This is a genomic window from Exiguobacterium sp. SL-9, from assembly GCF_004336985.1.
GTDB lineage: Bacteria > Bacillota > Bacilli > Exiguobacteriales > Exiguobacteriaceae > Exiguobacterium.
Window position 1 is genome coordinate 34,826 of the sequence record NZ_SJUO01000003.1, and the last position, 19,852, is coordinate 54,677.

The window sequence follows — 19,852 nt, forward strand, 5'->3', positions numbered from 1 at the left end:
GGAACCCGTATGGTGAATGAAACAAACATGAGGGAGCGATGAGGTTGGGGACAAGTAAACAACCGCCGACGTTACGGCCAGGGGATATGATTGGAATCATCACGCCGTCGTTTCCGGCACCGGTCCGGTTTCCGGAACGGTATGCGCGAGGAATTGAACAGCTCAAGCGGATGGGTTTTCTCGTTCGAGAGGGACGGTGCACGCACCGATCAGAAGGATACCGTTCGGCCTCGATCCGCGAACGGGCCGAGGAGTTCAATGAGTTGCTGCGCGACCGCGACGTGAAAGCGATCATTAGCACCATCAGGGGGACGAACTCGAATTCGCTCTTACCGTATATCGATTACGAGGCGTTGCGACACCATCCGAAAATCATAATGGGGTATAGCGATGTCACAGCACTCCTCCTCGCCTGCTATACAAAGACAGGTGTGACGACGTTCTATGGTCCAGCCATCGTCCCGTCGTTCGGCGAATACGAGACGATGTTCGCCGACGGAGAACGTTACGTGCGAGAAGTACTCTGTTTGGAACGGACGGCACCGTATACACTCGATGTGCCCCGAGAGTGGACCGAGGAGATGATTGATTGGTCGACCCAGGACTGGGAGAAGACGTTCCGCCCGAATGATGGCTGGCTTACCCTTCGAGGTGGGCAGGCTCGTGGCAAGTTGATTGGTGGGAATATGAATACGATGACCGGCTTCTTGAAATCGGACTATTTTCCCGACATGGAAGGGGCCATCCTGTTTTTAGAAGACTCCTTCAAAACGATGGCGGACGAGGAACGTTCCCTCAGTATGCTCAAACTGGCCGGTGTGTTCAATCAAATCAATGGACTCATCATCGGGAAACATGAACATTTCGATGCGGGCGGCGCGCCGTTCTCGTTTGAGGACTTGTTGCTCGAAGTGCTTGGAGACGTCGACTTCCCGATTTTGACGAACGTCGATATCGGGCATACGTTCCCGTCTCACGTGTTCCCGATTGGTATCAATGTCGAGCTCGATGCGACGACAGGAACGATCATGTTTTTAGAGGATGGGGTAAAACGATAGCAAAGATGGAGTCAATCTTTGGGGGACACGGGCTGTGACGTAGCAAAATTACGTGCCACATCCGGTAAGCTACTGGGAGAAAGTCTGTTGGTTTCGTATGTTTGCAATGAAAGAGGGGGAATGACGAGATGGACGTTACACATACAGATACACCGCTCCAGATTGAGACCGGACGGTTATACTTGCGGGCACCTCGAGCCGGGGAAGATGCCCGTGTCGTCAACGAGGCGATTCGGGCGTCGCATGATGAACTGAAGCGCTGGCTTCCGTTCGCACAAGAAGTACCCACGTTGTCCGAGACCGAGGAAAACTTGAAGCAGGCACAGGAATTATACGTGACAGGCGAGAATTTTCGGTATCTCATCTTTTTACGGGAGACGGGGACGTTCGTCGGGACGGTCAGCCTGTTTGGAATCGACTGGGACGTCCGGAAGGCTGCAGTCGGCTATTGGCTTCACACGGCACATACTGGCCATGGTTATATGAGTGAGGCGGTCGAGGCGGTCGTCCGTTTCGGATTCTCTCACTTCGGCTTTCAGCGGATTGAAATCCAATGCGAGTCGACCAATGAAGGAAGTCGAATGATTCCAGAACGACTCGGCTTTCAGTTGGAAGGCATGCTCCGAAACGAGGATTTGTCTGCGGACGGAACACACTTAACGGACACGGCTGTCTACGGCATCTTGCCAGGGGAACTTACACTTGTAACGACATGATGCGTTGTGGCCCGATTGGTCCGTCAATCAACCGGCCGGTGTCGACGAAGCCGACAGTCCGATAGAGCGAGAAGGCCGGTTCATTTTTGAGATTGACCGACAGGACGACTTCATGTTTGTCGGTGAAATGCTCCCGGACATAACTCGGCAAATGACGGAGCGCCGCTTTGGCGTGGCCATTTCCTTGAGCCGGATGATTGATGGAGAACATGGAGAGTAATAACGCATCTTTAGCCTCCGTATAAGAGGCGACTCGTTCCGTATCGTGTAGCAAAAAGAAGCCAACGGGCTCATTCGTCGTGATGACGACTGGATACACCCCGTCGGGTAACGTCGAATCGAGATCTTTTGGGAGCGTCGTATACTTCTCTTGTTCGAGCGGTAGGGTAAATGTCTCCAAGGCAGTCCAATGGGCGTCATGGAGTGGTTCGAGTCTGATTGACATGTGGATTCCTCCTCGGTGTAACTGGTCTCTTCTAGTATATTGAACTCTAAATCGAAAGGAACTGAGCAAGATGGCAACACCCTTGATTTCCTACGTTCAAAATCTGCCGCTCGCGGATCTTTACCGTGCCTTTATGGACGGATTTTCTGATTATATGATTCACTTTGACATGGATGAGGCCCGCTTCGAGGAAGTATTCCTCGTCCGCGATCAAAACCAGCCATCCCGTTCCATCGTCGCTTATGCGGACGAGCGACCCGTTGCCGTCATGCTGAGCGGCGTGGCGCATCTCGATTCGGGGTGGGTCACTCGTTGCGGGGGGTTAGCGGTCACGCCAGATTATCGACACTTCGGTATCGCGAACGAGTTGATGCGCCGCTTCGATGAACAAGCGATGGGCACACGCCTGCTTGAAGTCATCCAAGGGAACGAACCAGCGCTCACGCTTTATGAACGGCTCGGCTATGAAACAGTTCGAGAAATCATGTACTTTCAATCTGTACCGACCGAGACGAAGGCGTCGCTCGAACCGGAACCAATCACCGAACTATTCGAGACGTATTATCCGTCTGCGACCCACCGACCGATTTGGCAAGTCGACGTCCGTACGACCCAACAACAGACCGAGCTCATTCGAGTCGAGGAAGGCGAGACGACAGGCGCTCTTCTTTTCCGAGGCGACCTGCTCCTTGATGTGTTTGGTCGGGATGAGGATGCGGAATGGTTGTTGCGAGCGGCAGGCGCGGCCGGTCCGATTAAACTGACGCTCACTTCGGATCGTCCGGCCTTGATCGAGGCAGCCCGGAAGCTCGGATTCATGCAGGGTGAAATCGCCCAATTCGAGATGGTCAAACCGGGGAGGACCGTGTGATGCACCGATTTTTGCCTGTTTTGATGGTACTGTTGATTGTGGGCAATTTGTTCACGATTCTCGGGCTGACGACGAACTTGTCGTCAGGCAGCACTCGATTCTTTTTAGTCGGTGGCCCGACGTTGACCGTCTTCGCCGCCATCAGCATTATCGTCATCGTATTGAAACGAAAACGGTGATGGGGGATTGATGTATGAAGTTTGAATGAAGTTTGTGGAGAGCGTACTCATCGTTTTGACATGTTCGACATCTAAATGAAATGCTTCATATATTGAACTTTTCAAATATGGATGCTATATTCGCACTTGTAGCTTTTTATATAGCTAGCGAATCATCCTATTTGGAGGTTTTATCAATATATGTGGAAACAACTACTCGTAACCGTCGGTACAGGCGCCTTGATTTTAGCAGGGACTTCAGCCGTATCAGCGGATCAACTTACCCCGCAAGACCTCGTCAAGACGACGAAATCGCTTCAACAGACCGAACAACGGCTTCATACCTCGAAACAATCGGTCGCACAAGCCAAACACCGCGCTGAAGCGGTTGAAGAAAAAGTGAACGCGATTCAAAAGGAAATTGATCACGCCAACGCACAACTTGCGTCTTACGACACAGCGTTGAATTCAGAGACAGACAACCCATCCCTGTTCAAACAAGTGTTATCGACTGTACTTCCGAGCGCGCAAGCGGAAGCGGCGACATCTGAAAAAAACGAGAGCGACTTGAAAGCGAAACAAGCGGCGACGACTCGATCGCTAGAACAACTAGAGAACGAACAGGCCAAAGTCGAAGCGGAGCACAAGAAGGCCCGCTCGTCCCATTCAGCCGCCTACAAGCAACTGAAAGGGCAAGCCGCACAGCTGAAAGATTTGAAACGACAAACGGCAGCGATGGCACCTGAGAAGTTCATGATGCCGGCGACCGGTCGTCTATCACAAGGTTATGGACCGGCGAGCGGCCAGTTCGGATATACGTTCCATAACGGGCTCGATCTCGCAGCGAACGTCGGCACACCGATTTATGCGGCGGCAGCCGGGACGGTCACTACCGTTAAATCGGGTGGTCCTTACGGCAAGCACGTCTTCATCGAACATGAAATCGATGGACAGAAATGGACGACGGTCTACGCCCATATGCATAAAATCGAAGTGAAAAAAGGCCAGACGTTGCTCCAAGGCGAAGGCATCGGCCAAATCGGTAACACCGGCAACTCGTCAGGTCCGCACCTCCACTTCGAAGTGCATCAAGGCGAATACGCTTATTCATCAAGTTCGGCCGGTAACACGGTCAACCCGATGGACGTCACTGAAGTGCTCGGTGGCGCGTCGCCCATTCAAGCGACGTATTGACGCAACGAATTTCGTTGCGTCATTTTTTCTGTCTATTTTTCAAGCCTGCTCGTCATGTGTTGTTCGCAGTTCGAACAGTTTTTGGAACGCCTCGTCGCGGTCGAACGTGCTGAACCATCGGAAATCGTCGATATCTAAAATTCGGTAATGCTGACTGATCATATTTTGTTGAATCCGATACTTGCCTTGGTGCTCGATCGTTGTCCACCAGACGTGTCCGCCTAACGTCTTCGTTGCCAACTTTGGGTCTGTATGCGCGACGAGACGGATGAATTCGATTGGGTGATCTCCAATCAATGAGTGGAGATAGGGACTTTGGTTGAACAAGGCACAGATGGCGACCGTCGTCGTCCAGTTCGCGTTCAGTCGTCGTTTCTCGATTTGAATCAACGTCTTTTTTGAGATGCCGACGAGCGTACAAAGTTCTTCTTGAGATAACCCTTGCTCGGTGCGAATCAGTTTGAGTTTACTAGAAATCAGTTCAGAAAACGTCTCTTTTGTATGCATAACTTCTCCTAAGATGTATTTTTACACATCGTATCACGTGGGTTTGCAATATGGAAGATATAGGATAGGGGATTCGGCATAATTGAGCAATTAAAAAACGGAAGGAGATGAACTCCTTCCGCTCACGCGATGCCGATCTTATTCGCGCGTCGGGTCGTGATTGCCTTCACTATCCGCGATTGTATCTGAACTCCCGAAATCCTCGACTTGGCTGAACGCGTCCGTACTTTGACCGGATTCGTCCGTTCCATCGAGCTGTTTGCGGGCAGCTGTTTCGGATGGGTTGAGTACGTCCTCTTCGACCGGACGCTCGCGGTCGGTCTGATGTTCCTCTTCTTCTTGTTCACGCGCATGCTTGATGCAGAGCGTCGCTTCCGGGATGACTTCGAGACGGTCCAACTCGATATCTTCTCCACACACTTCACATTTCCCATACGTGCCTTTTTCGATGGCGAGCAGCGCCTTGTCGACGTCACTCAAAAAATCTTCATCGAGCTCTGTGAGTGCTTGGTCGCGTTCGCGCAAAAAGAGCTCTTCTCCAGAATCGGCCGGGTGATTATCATAATGTGACAGTTCCCCTTCATCGTATACTTCTTCCCGATTTTCCATGTATCCTTCGGTCTTCGCTTTTTCTTTTAATAAACGCTCCTTGAACGTATCGATCTGCTGTTGTGTCAACATACGGTTCACTCTCCAGTTCTGTTTTCATTAATATTAGCTTTTCCCATTTTGAGTCGGGACAAACCTTTCGAGTGGCAAAGGCGATTTCTAAACGCCTCGGAAAACGGGTATGATGAGAGTGACGCAACGATGATCGTGAAGGAGGAAATGGAGCATGAGAAAAGTAGAGGTTGTCCCGTATAATCCGATATGGGAGACGAAATTCGAAGAAGAGGCGGCCAAGCTCCAACGCTTGTTTGAAGGGGAAGTCGTCGCCATCCATCACATCGGAAGCACCTCGGTGCCGGGACTCGACGCAAAACCGATTATTGACATTATGCCGGTCGTACGGGAAATCGGGCGGATTGACGATTGGGTCGGGCACATGGAAGCGCTCGGTTACCGGAGTTTTGGTGAGCATGGGATTCCGAGACGACGCTTCTTCGCCAAAGGGGAAGACGTGCGGACGATTCACGTCCATATGTTCGAGGACGGAGATGAGGGCGTGACGCGCCATCTCGCGTTCCGTGATTACTTGATGACGTTCCCGGATGTACGGGATGAGTATGCGGCTCTCAAACAGCGATTGGCGAGCCAGCATCCGGAGGATATCGAGAGCTACATCCAAGGAAAACAAGACTGGGTGTCCGCGACCGAGCAGGAGGCGACGTTGTGGTATCTGTCTCGCTAACAAATTTGAAACGTTTTGCGGTTTCATCTCGTAAAGGAAACTAATCAGTTGAAGGGGGTTACGAGATGAAACGATTTCTCGGAAAATGTATCGAGTACGCGTTTGTCGCACTTTTATTTGTCGGCTTATTTTTTGGATTGCGCTATGGAGTCAATTACTTCGTCGGCACAGACGAGATGCGTGCATACGCCTATCTGTTTCTAGGTACCGCCTTTATCGTCTTCCCGGCCTCCTTGTTCGGCGGCTATTTTCTGGCCCGTCCGATTCAACACCGTTTGCACGGGAAAGAGCAGGGAACGATGAGTTATACGTTACGTGGACATGAAAAACCACATGGTGTCACGGAGACACGAGATCATGGAAACGAGGGCTCAGGGCCGTTATGATGCAGTTGAAACGAACCGATGATGCGGCATTGATTGCGACGTTGAATCGTCCGATTCATGAACACCATCTTCAGTTGGCGCCGACCTTCTTTGCGGCTTATGATCACAAGGCAATGGAAAGGGCATTTTCGGAAATGATGGCGCGAGACGATTATCATTTCTTCACGGCAGAGGTCGATGCTGCCGTCATCGGCTACGTCTGTTTTCAAGAGCGGGTAAGTGAGGCGAACGCATTTCGGCAAGCGGTGCGAACGCTCTATGTGCATCAAATTAGTATTAACCCGGAGGCGAAGCGACGAGGGTATGGACGCTTGGTTATGGAAGAGGTGGAGCGCTATGCCATCGCGCACGAGTTCCCGTCCATCGAACTGGATTATTGGTCGGTGAATGAAACGGCTGCCGCGTTTTATAACCAAATCGGCTTTCAGGCGAAGCGACAGTTCGTCATCAAGCAACTGTAAAACCGAAGATTGGTCTTGGCGTACCAAACTCACGCCACATATACGTATACGTGATGGAGGAGAAGTTGATGGAAACAGTCATTTTAGTCATCGGTGTCATCGGGACGATTTCGCTCCTGCTATTCATGTCGAACCAATGGTTGGGTTATGGCAAAGGAAACATCGTCATGACGCTCGATGAGCATTACACCAATTTAAATGAGTACGTGCCGGCAATCTTGACGAAGTTATATGAAGACGGGAAATCGGCTCATTATCTCGGCGACCGAAAATTCGAGGTAGAAGGGAAACGATACATCCTCGTCGAGCGGACCGTGCCAATCGATTTTATTCCGACGCAACAGACCGTACTCATGCCAGACAAAAAATAAGCCACGCCTCAGGCGCGGCTTATTTTATTTGACGGCCGGGGGACCAAACGCACCGGCATGATAGTCGCGGAACGCTTGACGAATCTCATCTTCAGTGTTCATGACGAACGGGCCGTGGGCGATATACTCTTCGCGGATCGGTTTGCCCGAATAGACAAGTAATTTCGCGCGTGACGTCGCTTCGATGCGCACTACACTCTCACTTTCTGCCGTCTCGTCGAACGTGAGCGTCGCCACGTGCGTCTTCTCGAGTCTCGTCGCAGACGTTCCGAGCTCGACCGCACCGGCGAGGATGTAGACGAAGCCGTTGTGGTTCGTCGGGATGACGTGTTCATAGACCGTACCTTCTCGTAAGCTGACCTCACTCATCGTGATCGGGACGAGGCTGTCCATCGGTCCTGTCGCGCCGGCGACCTCTCCTGAATAGACACGGACTTGTCCACCCTCGATTGGAACGACCGGGGCGTCTTCAACATAAACGTTTTGATAAGACGTCGTCGTCGTTTTGAGTGCTTTCGGTAAATTGAGCCATAATTGCAGCGTGTGGATCAAGTCATCGGCGACGGCCTCCTCGGCGTGTCGGGCCGCCCAGCCCGCGTTCATGTATTGGACGTCTCCGGCGTCCAAAATCGAATGTCCGCCATGATTGTCGATATGTTCGAGTCGTCCGTCAATGACGTAGGTGATCGTTTGGAAACCGCGATGCGGGTGGTCAGAGAACGTGCCGCGTTTGAACCAGTCCTCGGCCATCAAGATGAACGGATCGAACTCGTTTTTTCGTTCAGGGGGCAGGACCCATCCGTGTTGCACGTGTGGATATCCAGGTTGTTTATAGGCGACTGGCCAATGGGTGGCGACGTCGCGCTCGAATCGTTTCGTCATCGAATTTTCTCCTTTGCACCGTTTGCTGTCATTGTCGCATAGCGAACGATGGATGCTTCCCGATTTTGCCTAGAAAACGTGCAAAGACAGACCGGTACATACCAGTCTGTCTTTAAAAGTCGTTATTTGTCGTCTTACTTATTGAATAGGTCGTGCCAACGTTCGGCATCGGCGCGGAGCAACTTGAAGTGTGATCCTGTAAACGTATCCGTCAAATAGACATCGTCTTCGTCGTAGCTGACATCGAACGTCTGTGCACAAATCCCTTCGAAGACGGTCAAATAAGGGGTCGGGGCCGGGGTCCCGGCCGAAGCGACAGCTTTTGAACGATCGATCGCTTGAAACACGAACTGGACGGTCTCGGCATTGGCGTGATTCAGGAAGGATTCATCCTTAGACTCCGTGCCGAGTAGCGCCAATTCATGAGTCACGACATGCCGGCGATGGGCGAACTGTTGGCGCATTTTCGTTTTCAACTGATCGCCGCGAAGTAACGTCTCTTCTCGATAGGTGATTGAGACGACTTGCTTATGTGGTTTCCCGTCACGGATGAATGAAAAGCTGAACAAAGGATAACGTTCATTTGGGACGAGTGTCGTCGGGAGCGGGTTTGCTTGACGAGCCCCGAGCATGCGGTCGAAACTCGCATCTTTCGGTCGAAGGACGTCCTCATATAACGTTTGGTCAGGTGACAAATGAAGTCCGTACTGCTTCGCGTCTTGAGACACCTCGGTTCCTAAGCCTAGGGAGAGGAACGCTTGGCGCGAAGATTCGTCAATCGGCAACATGATCGTCTCATTCGTCTCGGGTGATTCGAACGTGAATTCGAACGCGCCGTTGAACGGCATCGTCACGTGAACGAGCGTCTGCTCGAAACCACTTCGTTTTGGATAAGGTTCGTTGCCGACAGGTTTTGCCATTTCTTCTGTGAAATGAACTTGTTCATGCGGTTGCGCGGTCCGAAGGTTGGACGTTTCAGGTGATGAGACGGCTTGTTCGCGATACGGAATGAGACTGTTCGGCAACGTGTCGATTTGTTTCACATACGAGATTGTATCGGCTTCGCACTGGACGTAGGTTTGATTCTCCACTTCAAAAAAAGTAGCGGTCGGAAAGACATCGGCTGAAGATGTCGTGATGAGCGGGCGGCTCAAAGTGACCGTCCCAATCAATTGACGCTCTCCGTTAGGAACACGGGATAGCGCGTCCTCTGGGTAACAGGCATCAAGGACGTTCGTCCGATCGGACTCAGTCATCTCGATTTGTTGTCCCGATGGAAGGATAGCGCGACCTTGATAGTACTCTGGAGCTGTATGTAAACGAAAGGCATATTCCTCTTCACATCCAAAAAGGATGAACAACATGGCGAGTGTACAAAGAATTAAGTACTTTTTCACGGGTGGCACTCCTTTGATGATTAACTTTCATCATTTTAGCACCATTTTTTTGTGACTTTAGTCTTAGGAAAATTAATGTGTTTTTTTAAAAAAAAATCAAAAAACCCGCTCAACTTGAACTGAACGGGCTTGTTTTACACTTATGGATATGAAATGGAATTTCATTCTCTTGAACATGTCGATTTTTGACGAATAAACCTTTGAATGGCCACGTTGTCACAATGTGACGAAACTATTTTTAAAAAAAAGTGTGGAACGAATAAGGGTTTATTTGTTTATTTTTCCCTTCAATCGACGTCGCGGCCGCGAGCTGCCTTCAAAATCTCGAACCATTCTTCACGAGTGAGTTCGATATCGAGCGCGTCAACCGCGGTCTTGACTCGGTCAATTTTCCCAGAACCGACGATTGGCATGATCTTGGCCGGATGCTTCAAAAGCCATGCGTAAACAACCGCATCGATTCCGCCCGCTTCATGACGATCACTGATGTCCCCGAGTTTCTCGCGAAGAGGTGCATACTGTGACTCGGTAAACAGTTGTCCGCCAGCGAGAGGACTCCATGCCATGAGCGGCATCCGTTTTTCGTGACATAGGTCGACAGAACCATCTTCGAAGTGTTTCAATTGCATCGGTGAAAGCTCAAGCTGATTCGTCACGAGTTGGAATGGCAAGCGAGACTGGAGCAACTGCTGGGTCGCCGGCACGTGGTTCGAGATACCGAACGTGCGGACTTTTCCGCTTCGTTGTAACGTGATGAACGCTTCAGCGACTTCGTCTGGGTCCATGAGTGGGTCGGGACGATGAATTAACAGTGTATCGATTTGATCGATGGCGAGCTCTTGAAGTGAACGTTCGGCTTGATGGATGATATGTTCTTTTGTCGTATCGTAATGATTGATCGTTTGGCCTGGGTTAAAAGAGCCTGTCAGTTTGATACCGGTCTTCGTCACAATTTCGATTCGATCGCGAAGCGAAGGATCGAGACGAAGCGCTTCCCCAAATAACCCTTCACACGTATAGCCACCATATATATCGGCGTGATCGAACGTCGTGATACCGAGTTCGATACATTGCTCGATGAACGTGAGACGTTCCTGTGGGCTCATGTCCCATTCGGCGAGACGCCACATGCCGTGGATGATCCTTGAGAATGATAAGTCTTCTGTCAGTTCGATACGTTGCATGGTTGGTTCCTCCTCATTGTCTGTCGCTTTCATTATAGAGATAAACGGGAGATGCGTCACTTATCGGGCGTATGAGAAGGACACGGACCGAGTCAAACGAAAGTGATTTCAGTTATGATAGGAAAGAGATGAACTGAAAAAGAGGAGTGCTTTATGAATCATTATGAACAATATGCGGGCGTCACGTTTGAGCAACATGGGCAAGAAACGCGTGTGACCGCTTATCATCCCGATCTCGAACTGCACGGCATCGGGCGAAGTGCTGCCGTGTTCCGGATCAAAGCTACCCGACTCGTCATTAAGGTGTTTTTTCCGGGCTATACGCATATCGCGGCCGAGGAGGCCGTGATCTATCGGACGCTCGAAGGGTTGCCTCAATTCCCGGATCTGTACGAAGCAGGTCCGACTTATATCGTCATCGACTATATCGAAGGGAAGACATTGTTTGAATGTTTGATTGAAGGTATTTGGATCGACCCCGCGTACATCAAGCAAGTCGACGAGGCGCTCATGGCGGCCCGCCGACTCGGTTTGACCCCGTCCGATGTCCATTTACGTAACCTCATTCTCACGCCGGAAGGTCGCATCTATTTGATTGACTTGGCGCGGTTCCGACAAGGGCAACAAGTCGATCATCAATGGGAGGATTTGAAACGGATGTATCGCGTCTATCGCCTTCGCTTCATGCCGAAACGGTATGCGGAGCGCTGGTTGAATGGTGTCGCCTACTTATATCGTACGTTCGTGAACGACCCGAGACGTTAGTCGACGGTCGTTTTTCTTTTGGAGATTAGGGAACAACAGTAACGTATTGTCGTTGGATCATCATTCAAAAGGAGGAGATTTACATGGCTCATCACATTTATGCGAACGAATTGGAAACGTTACACGATTGCGTGGAGACGTGCAATTACTGTCTCGAATCTTGTCTCGAGGAACATGATGTGAAGATGATGGTCGACTGTATCCGGCTCGACCGGGAGTGTGCCGCAATCTGTTCGTTCCTCGCTGAAGCAATGACACGGGATTCGGCGTTCGTACCGGAACTTGCCCGGGCTTGTGCAGTCGTCTGTAAGGCGTGTGCCCAAGAGTGTGAGAAACATAAGCATGAACATTGTCAGGAATGTGCGCGTGTCTGTTTCGAGTGCGCGTCGATGTGTGATCGTTTGGCAGCCTAAGGTGAAAAAGTCAGTCGACACGGCTGACTTTTTTTATGTGGCAGCGAATCGTAAGGTGTATTTTGAAATCGAGATAAGTATAATAAAGAAAACTTATAGAAAGTATGGTGTCCTCATGATTCGCAACTGCCGTCGAGACGACCTTCAAGCCGTCTTACATATTTATAATGACGCAATCGTCAACAGTACCGCCGTCTACCATTACGAGCCGGTGACGCTCCAAAATCGAATTGCTTGGTACGAAGAGAAAAAAGCGTCCGGACTCCCGATCATCGTGTGGGAAGAAGGCGATGTCGTGATGGGGTTTGCCACGTTCGGCCCGTTCCGCCCATGGCCGGCCTATCATTATACGGTCGAGCACTCGGTGTACGTCCATCCCGGCTACCGGGGGAAAGGCATCGGGAATAAATTGCTACGTGAAATCATCCGCATCGGTGAAGAACGGGAAATGAAGACGATGATCGGTGGTATCGATGCCGCCAATATCGCGAGCGTCAAAGCACATGAAAAGTTAGGGTTCATCCATTCCGGAACGATTAAAAAAGCCGGATACAAGTTCGGAAAATGGCTCGACTTATCGTTTTATCAACTCGATTTGAAAGGCCCCGACTCCCCGCAAGAAGGCTGACCGCTAGCTGTCGAACTTCTGAAATTGCGGTATACTGGGAACAGTGTATCGAATGGAGGAATCAGTATGACAGAACTACCAAATTGCCCGAAATGTGAGTCGTCCTATGTATATGAGGATGGGAATTTGCTCGTTTGTCCGGAGTGTGCCCACGAGTGGTCGCCGAGCGAGGCGGCCGAGGCAGAAGCGGATGCACAAATTAAGGATGCGAACGGGAATGTACTCCAAGACGGAGACACGGTCACGGTCATCAAAGATTTGAAAGTGAAAGGGACGTCGCTCGTCGTCAAACAAGGCACGAAAGTGAAAGGCATCCGTCTCGTCGACGGGGACCATGACATCGACTGCAAGATTGAGGGCTTCGGCGCGATGAAGCTCAAATCGGAGTTCGTGAAGAAAATCTAAAAAAAGCGTGTTGGTCCGCGGACCAACACGCTTTTTGCTGTTTATGAAAAGAATGGTTTGTATTCCCGGCGTTCGTGCATGACGGATACCCATTGGAGCGTCGTGAACTCCTCGAGCACCCACTCGCCGTTGAAGCGGCCAAGACCCGAATCTTTTTCTCCGCCGAACGGCAAGTGCGGCTCATCGTTCACCGATTGGTCGTTGACGTGAATCATCCCGGTCTCGACTTGGCGGGCGAACTCGGTCGCACGGTAAATCGAACCATGGACGGCACCACTCAGTCCGTATGGCAACTCATTCGAGATATGGAGCGCCTCGGCGTCGTCCTTGAACGACAGGATGACGGCGACCGGTCCGAAAATCTCATTTTTCGCAAGCGGCATGTCGTTCGTGACACCACTCACGACGGTCGGCTCGAGCACGTTCCCGTCTGCTTTCCCGCCGACCTGGAGCGTCGCCCCAGCTTCGACCGTCTGATTGATTTGGTCGAGGATGCGGTCGACTTGATCGTGATCGATGAGCGGTCCGACTTGCGTGTCCGCTTCATTCGGGTTGCCGAACTTCAAGGCGCGAACTCGCTCTACAAATTTTTCAAGGAATTCATCGTGAATCGACTCGGCGACGAGGATTCGGTTCGTCGACATACAGATTTGACCTTGATGGTAGAACTTACTGTAGACGGCCGATTCCACGGCACGGTCGATGTCGGCGTCGTCTAAGACGACGAAAACGTTGTTCCCGCCAAGTTCGAGCGCTGTCTTTTTCAACAGGCGTCCGGCTTTCTCGGCGATTCCTTTGCCGACCTCGGTCGAACCGGTGAACGAGATGAGTTTTGGCACCGGGTGCTCGACGATGGCGTCTCCAATCTCCGAACCGCGACCGACGACGATGTTCAAGACGCCTTTCGGAAGACCCGCTTCTTCAAAGAGCGAGGCGAAGAGGAGACCACCTGTGACCGGTGTCGCCGTCGCCGGTTTGACGACGACGGTATTGCCCGTCGCGAGCGCGGAGACAATTGAGCGGACCGCGAGGTGGAACGGGAAGTTCCATGGGCTGATGACGCCGATGACACCGAGCGGTTTCCGATACACCCGGTTCTCTTTGTTCGGGACGATCGAAGGCTTGATGAGGCCGTCCATCCGGAAGGGGAATGTCGCCGCTTCTTTGATGATCGCCATCGAGGCTAAAAATTCGCCTTCTGCTTTGATGCGCGTGCTGCCCGACTCTTTGACGAGCCAATCGATAATCTCATCTTTATGTTGCAACGTCACTTCGGCGAACTTCTCAATCAAAGCACGTCGATTTTGTGGCAGCATCGTCGCCCATTCGGCTTGTGCTTCTTTCGCAACGGCATAAGCCTTGTCGAGATCAGACTCGTCGGCCGAACGAATCGAGAATAACGTCTCGTCCGTGAACGGGTTGGTGTTATCAATTAATTTGTCGCTCGATCCTTCGACCCATTGGCCATCAATGTACATCTTTGTAAAATCGGTATGCATATTCCAACACTCCTTTATTTTTTCTTCACCTTAAGAAGTATTCACCTGTTTTGAAAAAATAAACCTCTCGATGCGCAACTAACTTGTTTTACAAAGTAGTTGCAATTGGAAACGACTTCCATTACTATTATGTATAACAAGTTAGTTTAACGAAAGTGAGGTCACGCCATGGCGATGAGTCAGATGTTGAAAGGATTGCTCGAAGGTTGCCTGTTGGCCATCATCGATAAAGGAGAGACGTACGGCTATGAGATGTCAGAGAAGCTACAAGCGTACGGGTTCACGATGGTGAGCGAGGGCAGTATTTATCCAGTCTTACTCCGGATGAAGAAAGACGGCTGGGTCGAGACGATTCAAAAAACATTGCCTTCCGGAGGGCCGAAGCGAAAGTATTACATTTTGACGGAGGCGGGACAGCACGAGTTGCTGGCCTTCAAACAACGTTGGGCGGACGTGTCAAGCGGCGTCGACCGCGTACTCGGAGAGGGGAATGAAGATGGAACTTTCAAAAAAGAGTCGTGATTTTTTGGATGATTTAGCGGTATATCTCATGTCGAGCGGGAAGTCGGAAGATGAAGTGAAAGACGTCGTCGAGGAGTTGAAAGACCACCTCGAGGAGGCGGAACGAGCGGGGAAAGGGGTGGACGATGTCGTCGGCCAGAGCCCGAAAGCCTACATGCAACACCTCGGGAGCGAGATGGCGTTTGATGTGAAAGGATTCGTCAAAATCATCGCGACGCTCATCCCGAACGTCTTCGCCTACATCATCATTTCCAACTTCATACAGGGAGAGATGACGTTCTCAACAATCCATTTGATCGGATTCCCGCTTGTGGCAATTCTATTTTTACTCGCCGTCTCACAAGCGTTCCGCAACATGTCGGTCCGCACTAAAGCGGGGAAACTCAAAAATGGTGTGACGTACATGGCGCTCGCCGCGATGCCGATGACGTTATTCCTCGGGTTGATGGTACTCGACATCTTCGTCGAGACCCCAACGATTGTGTTCGGTCCAACCGGTCAACTCGTATTATTCGGCCTTGCCGTCGTCACGTTGTTCATCGTCTCGGTGTGGACGAAGACATGGATCAATGTGATTATCCCGATCCTCTTGTTTGGGCCGCAATTTGCGTTCGCCCAAACGAGCTTGCCGCTCGAACAACAATTGATTTTCTCGATGTTGATTTTGTTCGTCGGGATGGGAATCTTTTTGTTCGTCTGGTGGAAAAAGAATCAAAACGAGCAGGTTTGATGTTGGAACGCTTCGGGTTATTTGTCTTCTTGAGCCTTCCTGGGGGCTATCCCATGGTCGCAACCGGCAATCAATGAGACACGTCGTCCGAAAAAGCACCTACGTCTGCTTAGAGTGTAACGCGGCTGGGAATAGGCAAATGTATGCCTAAAAGAGAAAGAAGGGATTCCCATTGCCAGTCAATCCGACGATTCAATTTTACTTGAACCAGTTTCAAAATCAGCTCTCGACCACATATGATCAATTGGATCCGTTCGAGTTAAGACGACAAGAAAATGCAATGATGACCCGGTTTCAACATAAAGAACACGTACATGACGTCGAAGAGCGCGTGATCGTGCTACCGGACCGGTCACTCCCAATCCGTATCTATCGTTCGAGTCGAACGCTTGCCCCGGCCCTCGTCTACTATCATGGGGGCGGATATGTCACGGGGAGTCTCGACACCCATGACGCGATATGTCGGACGATCGCGAACGAGGCCGATTGTACCGTCATCTCGGTCGACTATCGACTTGCGCCTGAACATAAATTCCCGACGGCCGTCTACGATAGTTATGAGGCGCTCATTTGGATTGCGGATCACGCATCGGAACTCCAGATTGACGCCGAACGTCTCGCGGTCGGCGGAGACAGCGCCGGCGGTACACTCGCCACGGTCAGTGCCTTGATGGCGATCGAGCGAGGACGTCCGCTCGCCATGCATCAGCTGCTGTTTTACCCGGTTACCGGGACCGAGGAGAACTTGCCGCTGTCATTGATTGATTACGCGAACGGTTATCTGCTCGATGAAGGGCTCATCCGGTGGTTCCGACAACAATACTTCCATGATGAGTCGGAATTGATGCATCCGTACGCCTCGCCGATTTTTTCGAAACATTTGGGGGAACTTCCGCCGACGACATTGTTGACGGCCGAGTACGATCCGCTCCGCGACCTCGGACGTGCGTACGCCAACAAATTGATCAGCCTCGGTGTTCCGGTGACATATCAAAATTACGATGGCTTGATTCACGGCTTCGTCAACTATTACACGTACGTCCCGGAAGCGAGACGAGCCGTCAAAGAAGCGGCTCATACGCTCAGAACGGCATTCATGAAAAAAACTCGCCCGTGAGGCGAGTTTTTTTCATGCTGTCGATAGGCTTGGGAAACGGCCACCGTTTGGGAAGAGGCTCACTCCCTGTTTTGAACTTCTCGGCCCATTCCTGTACATTAGAGGCAGAGAGGGGTAATACAGATTATGAAACGATATGAAGCGATTTTATTCGATGTCGACGATACGTTGTTAGACTTTAAACAGAGCGAGCACGTCGCCTTGAAGCAGTTGCTCGCTGCGCATAACGTTCGGATGACCGATGAATTGAAACAACAGTATGTGACGATCAATAACGGATTGTGGCGCGCGTTCGAGCGTGGCGAGGTCGGGCGGGAAGACGTCTTGATGGGCCGGCATACGCAACTGTTCGATACGCTCGGCATCACGATTGATGCACATGAAGTCGAACAGCGCTATCGCGACCATTTACACGCCGGTGTGCACATCATCGATGGGGCACTCGAACTCGTCCAAACGCTCAGTGAACAGTATCCGCTCTATATCGTCACGAACGGGGTGACGGAGACGCAGTTCAAGCGACTCGAAGCCTCGGGACTGCTCCCTTACTTCCAGGACGTGTTCGTCTCGGACGCGACCGGTTCGCAAAAGCCGATGAAGCCATTTTTCGACTATGTATTTGACCGGGTGCCGAACGTGGCACCAGAACGTGGACTCATCGTCGGGGACTCGTTGACGGCAGATATCGCCGGCGGGCGCATGTATGGGCTCGACACGTGTTGGTATAATCCGCACGAGGTTGCGGCGTCGGTCGAGACGACGTATGAGATTCAAGACTTGCACGAGTTGAAGTCGATTTTGTCAGGCTCAGCGGTCGATAAAGTGGGGCGGCAGTGATTGCGGTAACGCATAGAGCGTCTCCGGGAAGAGTTTCAAATCACGGAGCGCGTCAAGCGGCTGCCAACGATAGATGAGGTGATCCCCTTCCGGTCCGTGGAAGTCTCCACGCCGGAGCGGGAGGTCACCCGTTACATAAAAGTACATGCCGATCTCATGCACCGTGCGCTCCAAATACGTGAAGAAGTTTTCGGAGACGAAAGCGAACGTCGTTCCCGTCAATGTCGCTTCGAGTTCTTCTTGTAGCTCACGCGTCAAGGCGAGCTCGGCCTCTTCGCCGATGCCGACGCGGCCGCCCGGTAACGCCCAAAAGTCATCGTTCACATTCCGATGAACGAGCAAATGGCCGTCCTGGACCCAGATGCCGGCGACGCGATAATTGAACGTGCCGTGCGCGGTCGGAAATACGATATCCATTTTCATCACTCCATTCCTTAAACTACAACCAGTATACGCCAAGGAGGCCGATCATGTTTCAATCACATGCAGTCTATGAAGGAGAAGATTTTCGGGACGAGACGCTCCGTGACGTCCAACTCACCCAGACGACGTTCGAGAACTGTCGCTTCACCTATATCGATGCGACCGAGTGCGAGACCGAACAGTGCCGATTCATCAACTGTGACTTCACCGATTCGAAGTGGAACGCCTCACGCCACAGTGGCAGCTCGTTTTTGAATTGTCAATTCAACGGGGCGAATCTGTTTTTGAGCGAATTCGACCAATGCAAGATGACGGGTTCGTCGTTTGAGTCATGCACGTTCGAAGGGGTCGTCGTGCGTGAGGGGGATTGGTCGTTCGTCAATCTGCGTCACGCCCCGCTCCGGAAAATGGATTGGTCCGGTGTCCGATTGACCGAGGCCGATTTATACGGTGCGGATTTGAAAGAATCACGCTGGACGAACGCCGTCTTGTCCCGCGCCGTCTTGCAACACGCCGACTGCACCGGTGCCGATTTTGTAGGGGCCGAGATGGATGGGGTCGATTTCTCGGACGTCATTTTGAAACAAGCGACGCTTGACGTCATGCAGGCCGTCCAAGTCGCCCGCTCGCTCGGGGCGAACGTCATATGACCAATGAGCACGTGCTCGAGTACTTGACGTCCTTAGCCGAGGGGCGAGACGACATCCGTGTTCTTGTTCTAAATGGGTCGCTCGTTAATCCGAACGTGTCGACGGACCGTTTTCAAGACGTCGATGTCACCTGTTTCGTCGACGACGTGACCGCGTTTATCGAGGACCGGTCATGGATGGCGCCGCTTGGGGACGTGTTGATCATGCAGACGCCAGATGAAGTGCCCGCTCAATCCGTATACGAATGTTTCGCGTTCCTCGTGCAGTTTGCAGCCGGACATCGCGTCGATTTGACCGTCCGTCCTATGCGTGACGTGCAGGCGATGATTCATGAAGATTCACTCAGTCTCGTCCTCATCGATAAAGACGAGATTGCCGGTCAACCGATCCCATCTGATGACACGTACCGCATCAGACGACCGAGCCGATTCGACTATGAGCAGTGTTGGAACGAGTTTTGGTGGGTGTCGCTTTACGTCGTCAAAGGTATCAAGCGGGGTCAACGGTTATACGCTTTTGACCATGTGACGATCATGCGGACGATGCTCCGGCAGATGCTCGCGTGGGACGTCGGCTTTGCGACAAACTTTACGGCGAACGGAGGAAAGTCCGGGGATGGTCTGAAGAGGCATTTGGCTCCAGGAGTATGGCAGACTTATCTTGATACATACACTTTGGTCGAAGTGACAGCGATGGAAACGGCACATGCAGCATTGGTGGAACAATTTGAACGTGTCAGTCGTCGCGTGGCTGAACGAGCCGGATATCCGTTTGCGGAGATGGAAGCCCGACGAATTCGTGACGCTTTTTCGACGCTTTGGTACTCAAACGATTAGTTTTTGGTTGAGTCGGGAAAAGCCCTTCTATAGAAGGGGGAATGAC

The 19,852-nt window shown here is 51.6% G+C and carries 27 protein-coding genes; 19 read left to right on the forward strand and 8 right to left on the reverse strand.

The features are described from left to right. The first annotated feature begins 44 nt into the window (after positions 1 to 44). Positions 45 to 1,058, forward strand: coding sequence for a S66 family peptidase (locus EVJ34_RS08760; RefSeq protein ID WP_236636679.1), 1,014 nt, complete (start codon positions 45 to 47; stop codon positions 1,056 to 1,058). Positions 1,059 to 1,186: 128 nt separating this feature from the next. Continuing rightward, on the forward strand, positions 1,187 to 1,774 hold the full coding sequence (locus EVJ34_RS08765; RefSeq protein WP_131485334.1) for a GNAT family N-acetyltransferase: 588 nt from the start codon (positions 1,187 to 1,189) through the stop codon (positions 1,772 to 1,774). Here the strand turns inward: EVJ34_RS08765 and EVJ34_RS08770 are convergent. Further along, positions 1,755 to 2,219 carry a GNAT family N-acetyltransferase gene (locus tag EVJ34_RS08770; RefSeq protein ID WP_131485335.1) on the reverse strand — a complete coding sequence of 155 codons (465 nt, stop codon included), beginning with the start codon at positions 2,217 to 2,219 and terminating at the stop codon, positions 1,755 to 1,757. The two genes, EVJ34_RS08765 and EVJ34_RS08770, sit on opposite strands and share 20 nt — an antisense overlap. Positions 2,220 to 2,289: 70 nt before the next feature. On the opposite strand from EVJ34_RS08770, the gene EVJ34_RS08775 reads away from it, so the two are divergent. The 3 genes from EVJ34_RS08775 (at position 2,290) to EVJ34_RS08785 (ending at position 4,442) form a co-directional block, all read left to right on the forward strand. Continuing rightward, positions 2,290 to 3,090: a GNAT family N-acetyltransferase gene (locus EVJ34_RS08775; RefSeq protein ID WP_131485336.1), complete on the forward strand. Its 801-nt coding sequence runs from the start codon at positions 2,290 to 2,292 to the stop codon at positions 3,088 to 3,090. Beyond that, the gene (locus tag EVJ34_RS08780) at positions 3,090 to 3,269 is read left to right on the forward strand and encodes a hypothetical protein (protein WP_131436091.1); all 180 of its coding nucleotides are present in this window, start codon (positions 3,090 to 3,092) and stop codon (positions 3,267 to 3,269) included. The genes EVJ34_RS08775 and EVJ34_RS08780 overlap by 1 nt, the downstream gene beginning before the upstream one ends. A gap of 180 nt (positions 3,270 to 3,449) precedes the next feature. Further along, positions 3,450 to 4,442, forward strand: coding sequence for a peptidoglycan DD-metalloendopeptidase family protein (locus tag EVJ34_RS08785; protein ID WP_131485337.1), 993 nt, complete (start codon positions 3,450 to 3,452; stop codon positions 4,440 to 4,442). 39 nt (positions 4,443 to 4,481) lie between these two features. On the opposite strand, the gene EVJ34_RS08790 is transcribed toward EVJ34_RS08785, so the two are convergent. Both EVJ34_RS08790 and EVJ34_RS08795 read right to left on the reverse strand, forming a co-directional pair. Further along, positions 4,482 to 4,949 (reverse strand): helix-turn-helix transcriptional regulator, encoded by a 468-nt coding sequence (locus tag EVJ34_RS08790; protein ID WP_131436086.1) that lies wholly within the window; start codon positions 4,947 to 4,949, stop codon positions 4,482 to 4,484. Between the two features lie 138 nt (positions 4,950 to 5,087). Continuing rightward, positions 5,088 to 5,630, reverse strand: coding sequence for a TraR/DksA C4-type zinc finger protein (locus tag EVJ34_RS08795; protein WP_131436085.1), 543 nt, complete (start codon positions 5,628 to 5,630; stop codon positions 5,088 to 5,090). Positions 5,631 to 5,784: 154 nt separating this feature from the next. Between EVJ34_RS08795 and EVJ34_RS08800 the strand changes: the two genes are divergently transcribed. From EVJ34_RS08800 to EVJ34_RS08815, 4 genes are all read left to right on the forward strand, one after another. Further along, entirely contained in the window at positions 5,785 to 6,300 is a 516-nt protein-coding gene (locus EVJ34_RS08800) for a GrpB family protein (RefSeq protein WP_131485338.1), read from the forward strand. 65 nt (positions 6,301 to 6,365) lie between these two features. Next, positions 6,366 to 6,686: a hypothetical protein gene (locus tag EVJ34_RS08805; RefSeq protein WP_131485339.1), complete on the forward strand. Its 321-nt coding sequence runs from the start codon at positions 6,366 to 6,368 to the stop codon at positions 6,684 to 6,686. Then, positions 6,683 to 7,147 (forward strand): GNAT family N-acetyltransferase, encoded by a 465-nt coding sequence (locus tag EVJ34_RS08810; RefSeq protein WP_131485340.1) that lies wholly within the window; start codon positions 6,683 to 6,685, stop codon positions 7,145 to 7,147. The genes EVJ34_RS08805 and EVJ34_RS08810 overlap by 4 nt, the downstream gene beginning before the upstream one ends. Before the next feature lie 68 nt (positions 7,148 to 7,215). Beyond that, a complete protein-coding gene (locus EVJ34_RS08815) occupies positions 7,216 to 7,518 on the forward strand; it encodes a hypothetical protein (RefSeq protein ID WP_131436077.1) in 303 nt (100 codons plus the stop codon). Between the two features lie 24 nt (positions 7,519 to 7,542). On the opposite strand, the gene EVJ34_RS08820 is transcribed toward EVJ34_RS08815, so the two are convergent. The 3 genes from EVJ34_RS08820 to EVJ34_RS08830 all read right to left on the reverse strand — a co-directional run bounded on the left by EVJ34_RS08820 (position 7,543) and on the right by EVJ34_RS08830 (position 10,981). After that, complete coding sequence (locus EVJ34_RS08820) at positions 7,543 to 8,400, reverse strand: pirin family protein (RefSeq protein WP_131485341.1); 858 nt, start codon at positions 8,398 to 8,400, stop codon at positions 7,543 to 7,545. Positions 8,401 to 8,534: 134 nt separating this feature from the next. Beyond that, positions 8,535 to 9,797: a hypothetical protein gene (locus tag EVJ34_RS08825; protein ID WP_236636680.1), complete on the reverse strand. Its 1,263-nt coding sequence runs from the start codon at positions 9,795 to 9,797 to the stop codon at positions 8,535 to 8,537. Positions 9,798 to 10,084: 287 nt separating this feature from the next. Then, positions 10,085 to 10,981: an aldo/keto reductase gene (locus EVJ34_RS08830; protein WP_131436073.1), complete on the reverse strand. Its 897-nt coding sequence runs from the start codon at positions 10,979 to 10,981 to the stop codon at positions 10,085 to 10,087. Positions 10,982 to 11,134: 153 nt separating this feature from the next. Here EVJ34_RS08830 and EVJ34_RS08835 point away from each other — a divergent pair, with 153 nt between their 5' ends. The 4 genes from EVJ34_RS08835 (at position 11,135) to EVJ34_RS08850 (ending at position 13,192) form a co-directional block, all read left to right on the forward strand. After that, positions 11,135 to 11,746 (forward strand): protein kinase family protein, encoded by a 612-nt coding sequence (locus tag EVJ34_RS08835; protein ID WP_131485342.1) that lies wholly within the window; start codon positions 11,135 to 11,137, stop codon positions 11,744 to 11,746. Between the two features lie 83 nt (positions 11,747 to 11,829). Then, positions 11,830 to 12,159, forward strand: a complete 330-nt coding sequence (locus EVJ34_RS08840) for a four-helix bundle copper-binding protein (RefSeq protein WP_131485343.1) — start codon at positions 11,830 to 11,832, stop codon at positions 12,157 to 12,159. Between the two features lie 115 nt (positions 12,160 to 12,274). Beyond that, a complete protein-coding gene (locus EVJ34_RS08845) occupies positions 12,275 to 12,787 on the forward strand; it encodes a GNAT family N-acetyltransferase (protein ID WP_131485344.1) in 513 nt (170 codons plus the stop codon). Between the two features lie 66 nt (positions 12,788 to 12,853). Beyond that, the gene (locus EVJ34_RS08850; RefSeq protein ID WP_131485345.1) at positions 12,854 to 13,192 is read left to right on the forward strand and encodes a zinc ribbon domain-containing protein YjdM; all 339 of its coding nucleotides are present in this window, start codon (positions 12,854 to 12,856) and stop codon (positions 13,190 to 13,192) included. A 41-nt stretch (positions 13,193 to 13,233) separates the two neighbouring features. Here EVJ34_RS08850 and EVJ34_RS08855 read toward each other — a convergent pair whose 3' ends face one another. After that, positions 13,234 to 14,691 carry an aldehyde dehydrogenase family protein gene (locus EVJ34_RS08855; protein WP_131485346.1) on the reverse strand — a complete coding sequence of 486 codons (1,458 nt, stop codon included), beginning with the start codon at positions 14,689 to 14,691 and terminating at the stop codon, positions 13,234 to 13,236. A gap of 168 nt (positions 14,692 to 14,859) precedes the next feature. Between EVJ34_RS08855 and EVJ34_RS08860 the strand changes: the two genes are divergently transcribed. From EVJ34_RS08860 to EVJ34_RS08875, 4 genes are all read left to right on the forward strand, one after another. Further along, positions 14,860 to 15,213: a PadR family transcriptional regulator gene (locus tag EVJ34_RS08860; RefSeq protein ID WP_131485347.1), complete on the forward strand. Its 354-nt coding sequence runs from the start codon at positions 14,860 to 14,862 to the stop codon at positions 15,211 to 15,213. Further along, positions 15,188 to 15,943, forward strand: a complete 756-nt coding sequence (locus tag EVJ34_RS08865; RefSeq protein WP_131485348.1) for an HAAS domain-containing protein — start codon at positions 15,188 to 15,190, stop codon at positions 15,941 to 15,943. The genes EVJ34_RS08860 and EVJ34_RS08865 overlap by 26 nt, the downstream gene beginning before the upstream one ends. A gap of 172 nt (positions 15,944 to 16,115) precedes the next feature. Next, complete coding sequence (locus EVJ34_RS08870) at positions 16,116 to 17,060, forward strand: alpha/beta hydrolase (RefSeq protein ID WP_131485349.1); 945 nt, start codon at positions 16,116 to 16,118, stop codon at positions 17,058 to 17,060. Positions 17,061 to 17,186: 126 nt separating this feature from the next. After that, a complete protein-coding gene (locus EVJ34_RS08875) occupies positions 17,187 to 17,897 on the forward strand; it encodes a YjjG family noncanonical pyrimidine nucleotidase (RefSeq protein WP_131485350.1) in 711 nt (236 codons plus the stop codon). On the opposite strand, the gene EVJ34_RS08880 is transcribed toward EVJ34_RS08875, so the two are convergent. Continuing rightward, positions 17,868 to 18,314 (reverse strand): NUDIX hydrolase, encoded by a 447-nt coding sequence (locus tag EVJ34_RS08880; protein ID WP_131485351.1) that lies wholly within the window; start codon positions 18,312 to 18,314, stop codon positions 17,868 to 17,870. The genes EVJ34_RS08875 and EVJ34_RS08880 overlap by 30 nt on opposite strands. 53 nt (positions 18,315 to 18,367) lie before the next feature. Here EVJ34_RS08880 and EVJ34_RS08885 point away from each other — a divergent pair, with 53 nt between their 5' ends. After that, positions 18,368 to 18,970: a pentapeptide repeat-containing protein gene (locus EVJ34_RS08885; RefSeq protein ID WP_131436049.1), complete on the forward strand. Its 603-nt coding sequence runs from the start codon at positions 18,368 to 18,370 to the stop codon at positions 18,968 to 18,970. Further along, positions 18,967 to 19,806 (forward strand): aminoglycoside 6-adenylyltransferase, encoded by an 840-nt coding sequence (locus EVJ34_RS08890; RefSeq protein WP_131485352.1) that lies wholly within the window; start codon positions 18,967 to 18,969, stop codon positions 19,804 to 19,806. The genes EVJ34_RS08885 and EVJ34_RS08890 overlap by 4 nt, the downstream gene beginning before the upstream one ends. Positions 19,807 to 19,852 lie beyond the last annotated feature (46 nt).

Excerpts from the sequence above, each read along its gene's own strand:
- EVJ34_RS08765 (WP_131485334.1), top strand. The coding sequence starts at position 1,187 with ATGGACGTTACACATACAGATACACCGCTCCAGATTGAGACCGGACGG.
- EVJ34_RS08770 (WP_131485335.1), bottom strand. The coding sequence starts at position 2,219 with ATGTCAATCAGACTCGAACCACTCCATGACGCCCATTGGACTGCCTTG.
- EVJ34_RS08775 (WP_131485336.1), top strand. The coding sequence starts at position 2,290 with ATGGCAACACCCTTGATTTCCTACGTTCAAAATCTGCCGCTCGCGGAT.
- EVJ34_RS08780 (WP_131436091.1), top strand. The coding sequence starts at position 3,090 with ATGCACCGATTTTTGCCTGTTTTGATGGTACTGTTGATTGTGGGCAAT.
- EVJ34_RS08785 (WP_131485337.1), top strand. The coding sequence starts at position 3,450 with ATGTGGAAACAACTACTCGTAACCGTCGGTACAGGCGCCTTGATTTTA.
- EVJ34_RS08790 (WP_131436086.1), bottom strand. The coding sequence starts at position 4,949 with ATGCATACAAAAGAGACGTTTTCTGAACTGATTTCTAGTAAACTCAAA.
- EVJ34_RS08795 (WP_131436085.1), bottom strand. The coding sequence starts at position 5,630 with ATGTTGACACAACAGCAGATCGATACGTTCAAGGAGCGTTTATTAAAA.
- EVJ34_RS08800 (WP_131485338.1), top strand. The coding sequence starts at position 5,785 with ATGAGAAAAGTAGAGGTTGTCCCGTATAATCCGATATGGGAGACGAAA.
- EVJ34_RS08805 (WP_131485339.1), top strand. The coding sequence starts at position 6,366 with ATGAAACGATTTCTCGGAAAATGTATCGAGTACGCGTTTGTCGCACTT.
- EVJ34_RS08810 (WP_131485340.1), top strand. The coding sequence starts at position 6,683 with ATGATGCAGTTGAAACGAACCGATGATGCGGCATTGATTGCGACGTTG.
- EVJ34_RS08815 (WP_131436077.1), top strand. The coding sequence starts at position 7,216 with ATGGAAACAGTCATTTTAGTCATCGGTGTCATCGGGACGATTTCGCTC.
- EVJ34_RS08820 (WP_131485341.1), bottom strand. The coding sequence starts at position 8,400 with ATGACGAAACGATTCGAGCGCGACGTCGCCACCCATTGGCCAGTCGCC.
- EVJ34_RS08830 (WP_131436073.1), bottom strand. The coding sequence starts at position 10,981 with ATGCAACGTATCGAACTGACAGAAGACTTATCATTCTCAAGGATCATC.
- EVJ34_RS08835 (WP_131485342.1), top strand. The coding sequence starts at position 11,135 with ATGAATCATTATGAACAATATGCGGGCGTCACGTTTGAGCAACATGGG.
- EVJ34_RS08840 (WP_131485343.1), top strand. The coding sequence starts at position 11,830 with ATGGCTCATCACATTTATGCGAACGAATTGGAAACGTTACACGATTGC.
- EVJ34_RS08845 (WP_131485344.1), top strand. The coding sequence starts at position 12,275 with ATGATTCGCAACTGCCGTCGAGACGACCTTCAAGCCGTCTTACATATT.
- EVJ34_RS08850 (WP_131485345.1), top strand. The coding sequence starts at position 12,854 with ATGACAGAACTACCAAATTGCCCGAAATGTGAGTCGTCCTATGTATAT.
- EVJ34_RS08855 (WP_131485346.1), bottom strand. The coding sequence starts at position 14,691 with ATGCATACCGATTTTACAAAGATGTACATTGATGGCCAATGGGTCGAA.
- EVJ34_RS08860 (WP_131485347.1), top strand. The coding sequence starts at position 14,860 with ATGGCGATGAGTCAGATGTTGAAAGGATTGCTCGAAGGTTGCCTGTTG.
- EVJ34_RS08865 (WP_131485348.1), top strand. The coding sequence starts at position 15,188 with ATGGAACTTTCAAAAAAGAGTCGTGATTTTTTGGATGATTTAGCGGTA.
- EVJ34_RS08875 (WP_131485350.1), top strand. The coding sequence starts at position 17,187 with ATGAAACGATATGAAGCGATTTTATTCGATGTCGACGATACGTTGTTA.
- EVJ34_RS08880 (WP_131485351.1), bottom strand. The coding sequence starts at position 18,314 with ATGGATATCGTATTTCCGACCGCGCACGGCACGTTCAATTATCGCGTC.
- EVJ34_RS08885 (WP_131436049.1), top strand. The coding sequence starts at position 18,368 with ATGTTTCAATCACATGCAGTCTATGAAGGAGAAGATTTTCGGGACGAG.
- EVJ34_RS08890 (WP_131485352.1), top strand. The coding sequence starts at position 18,967 with ATGACCAATGAGCACGTGCTCGAGTACTTGACGTCCTTAGCCGAGGGG.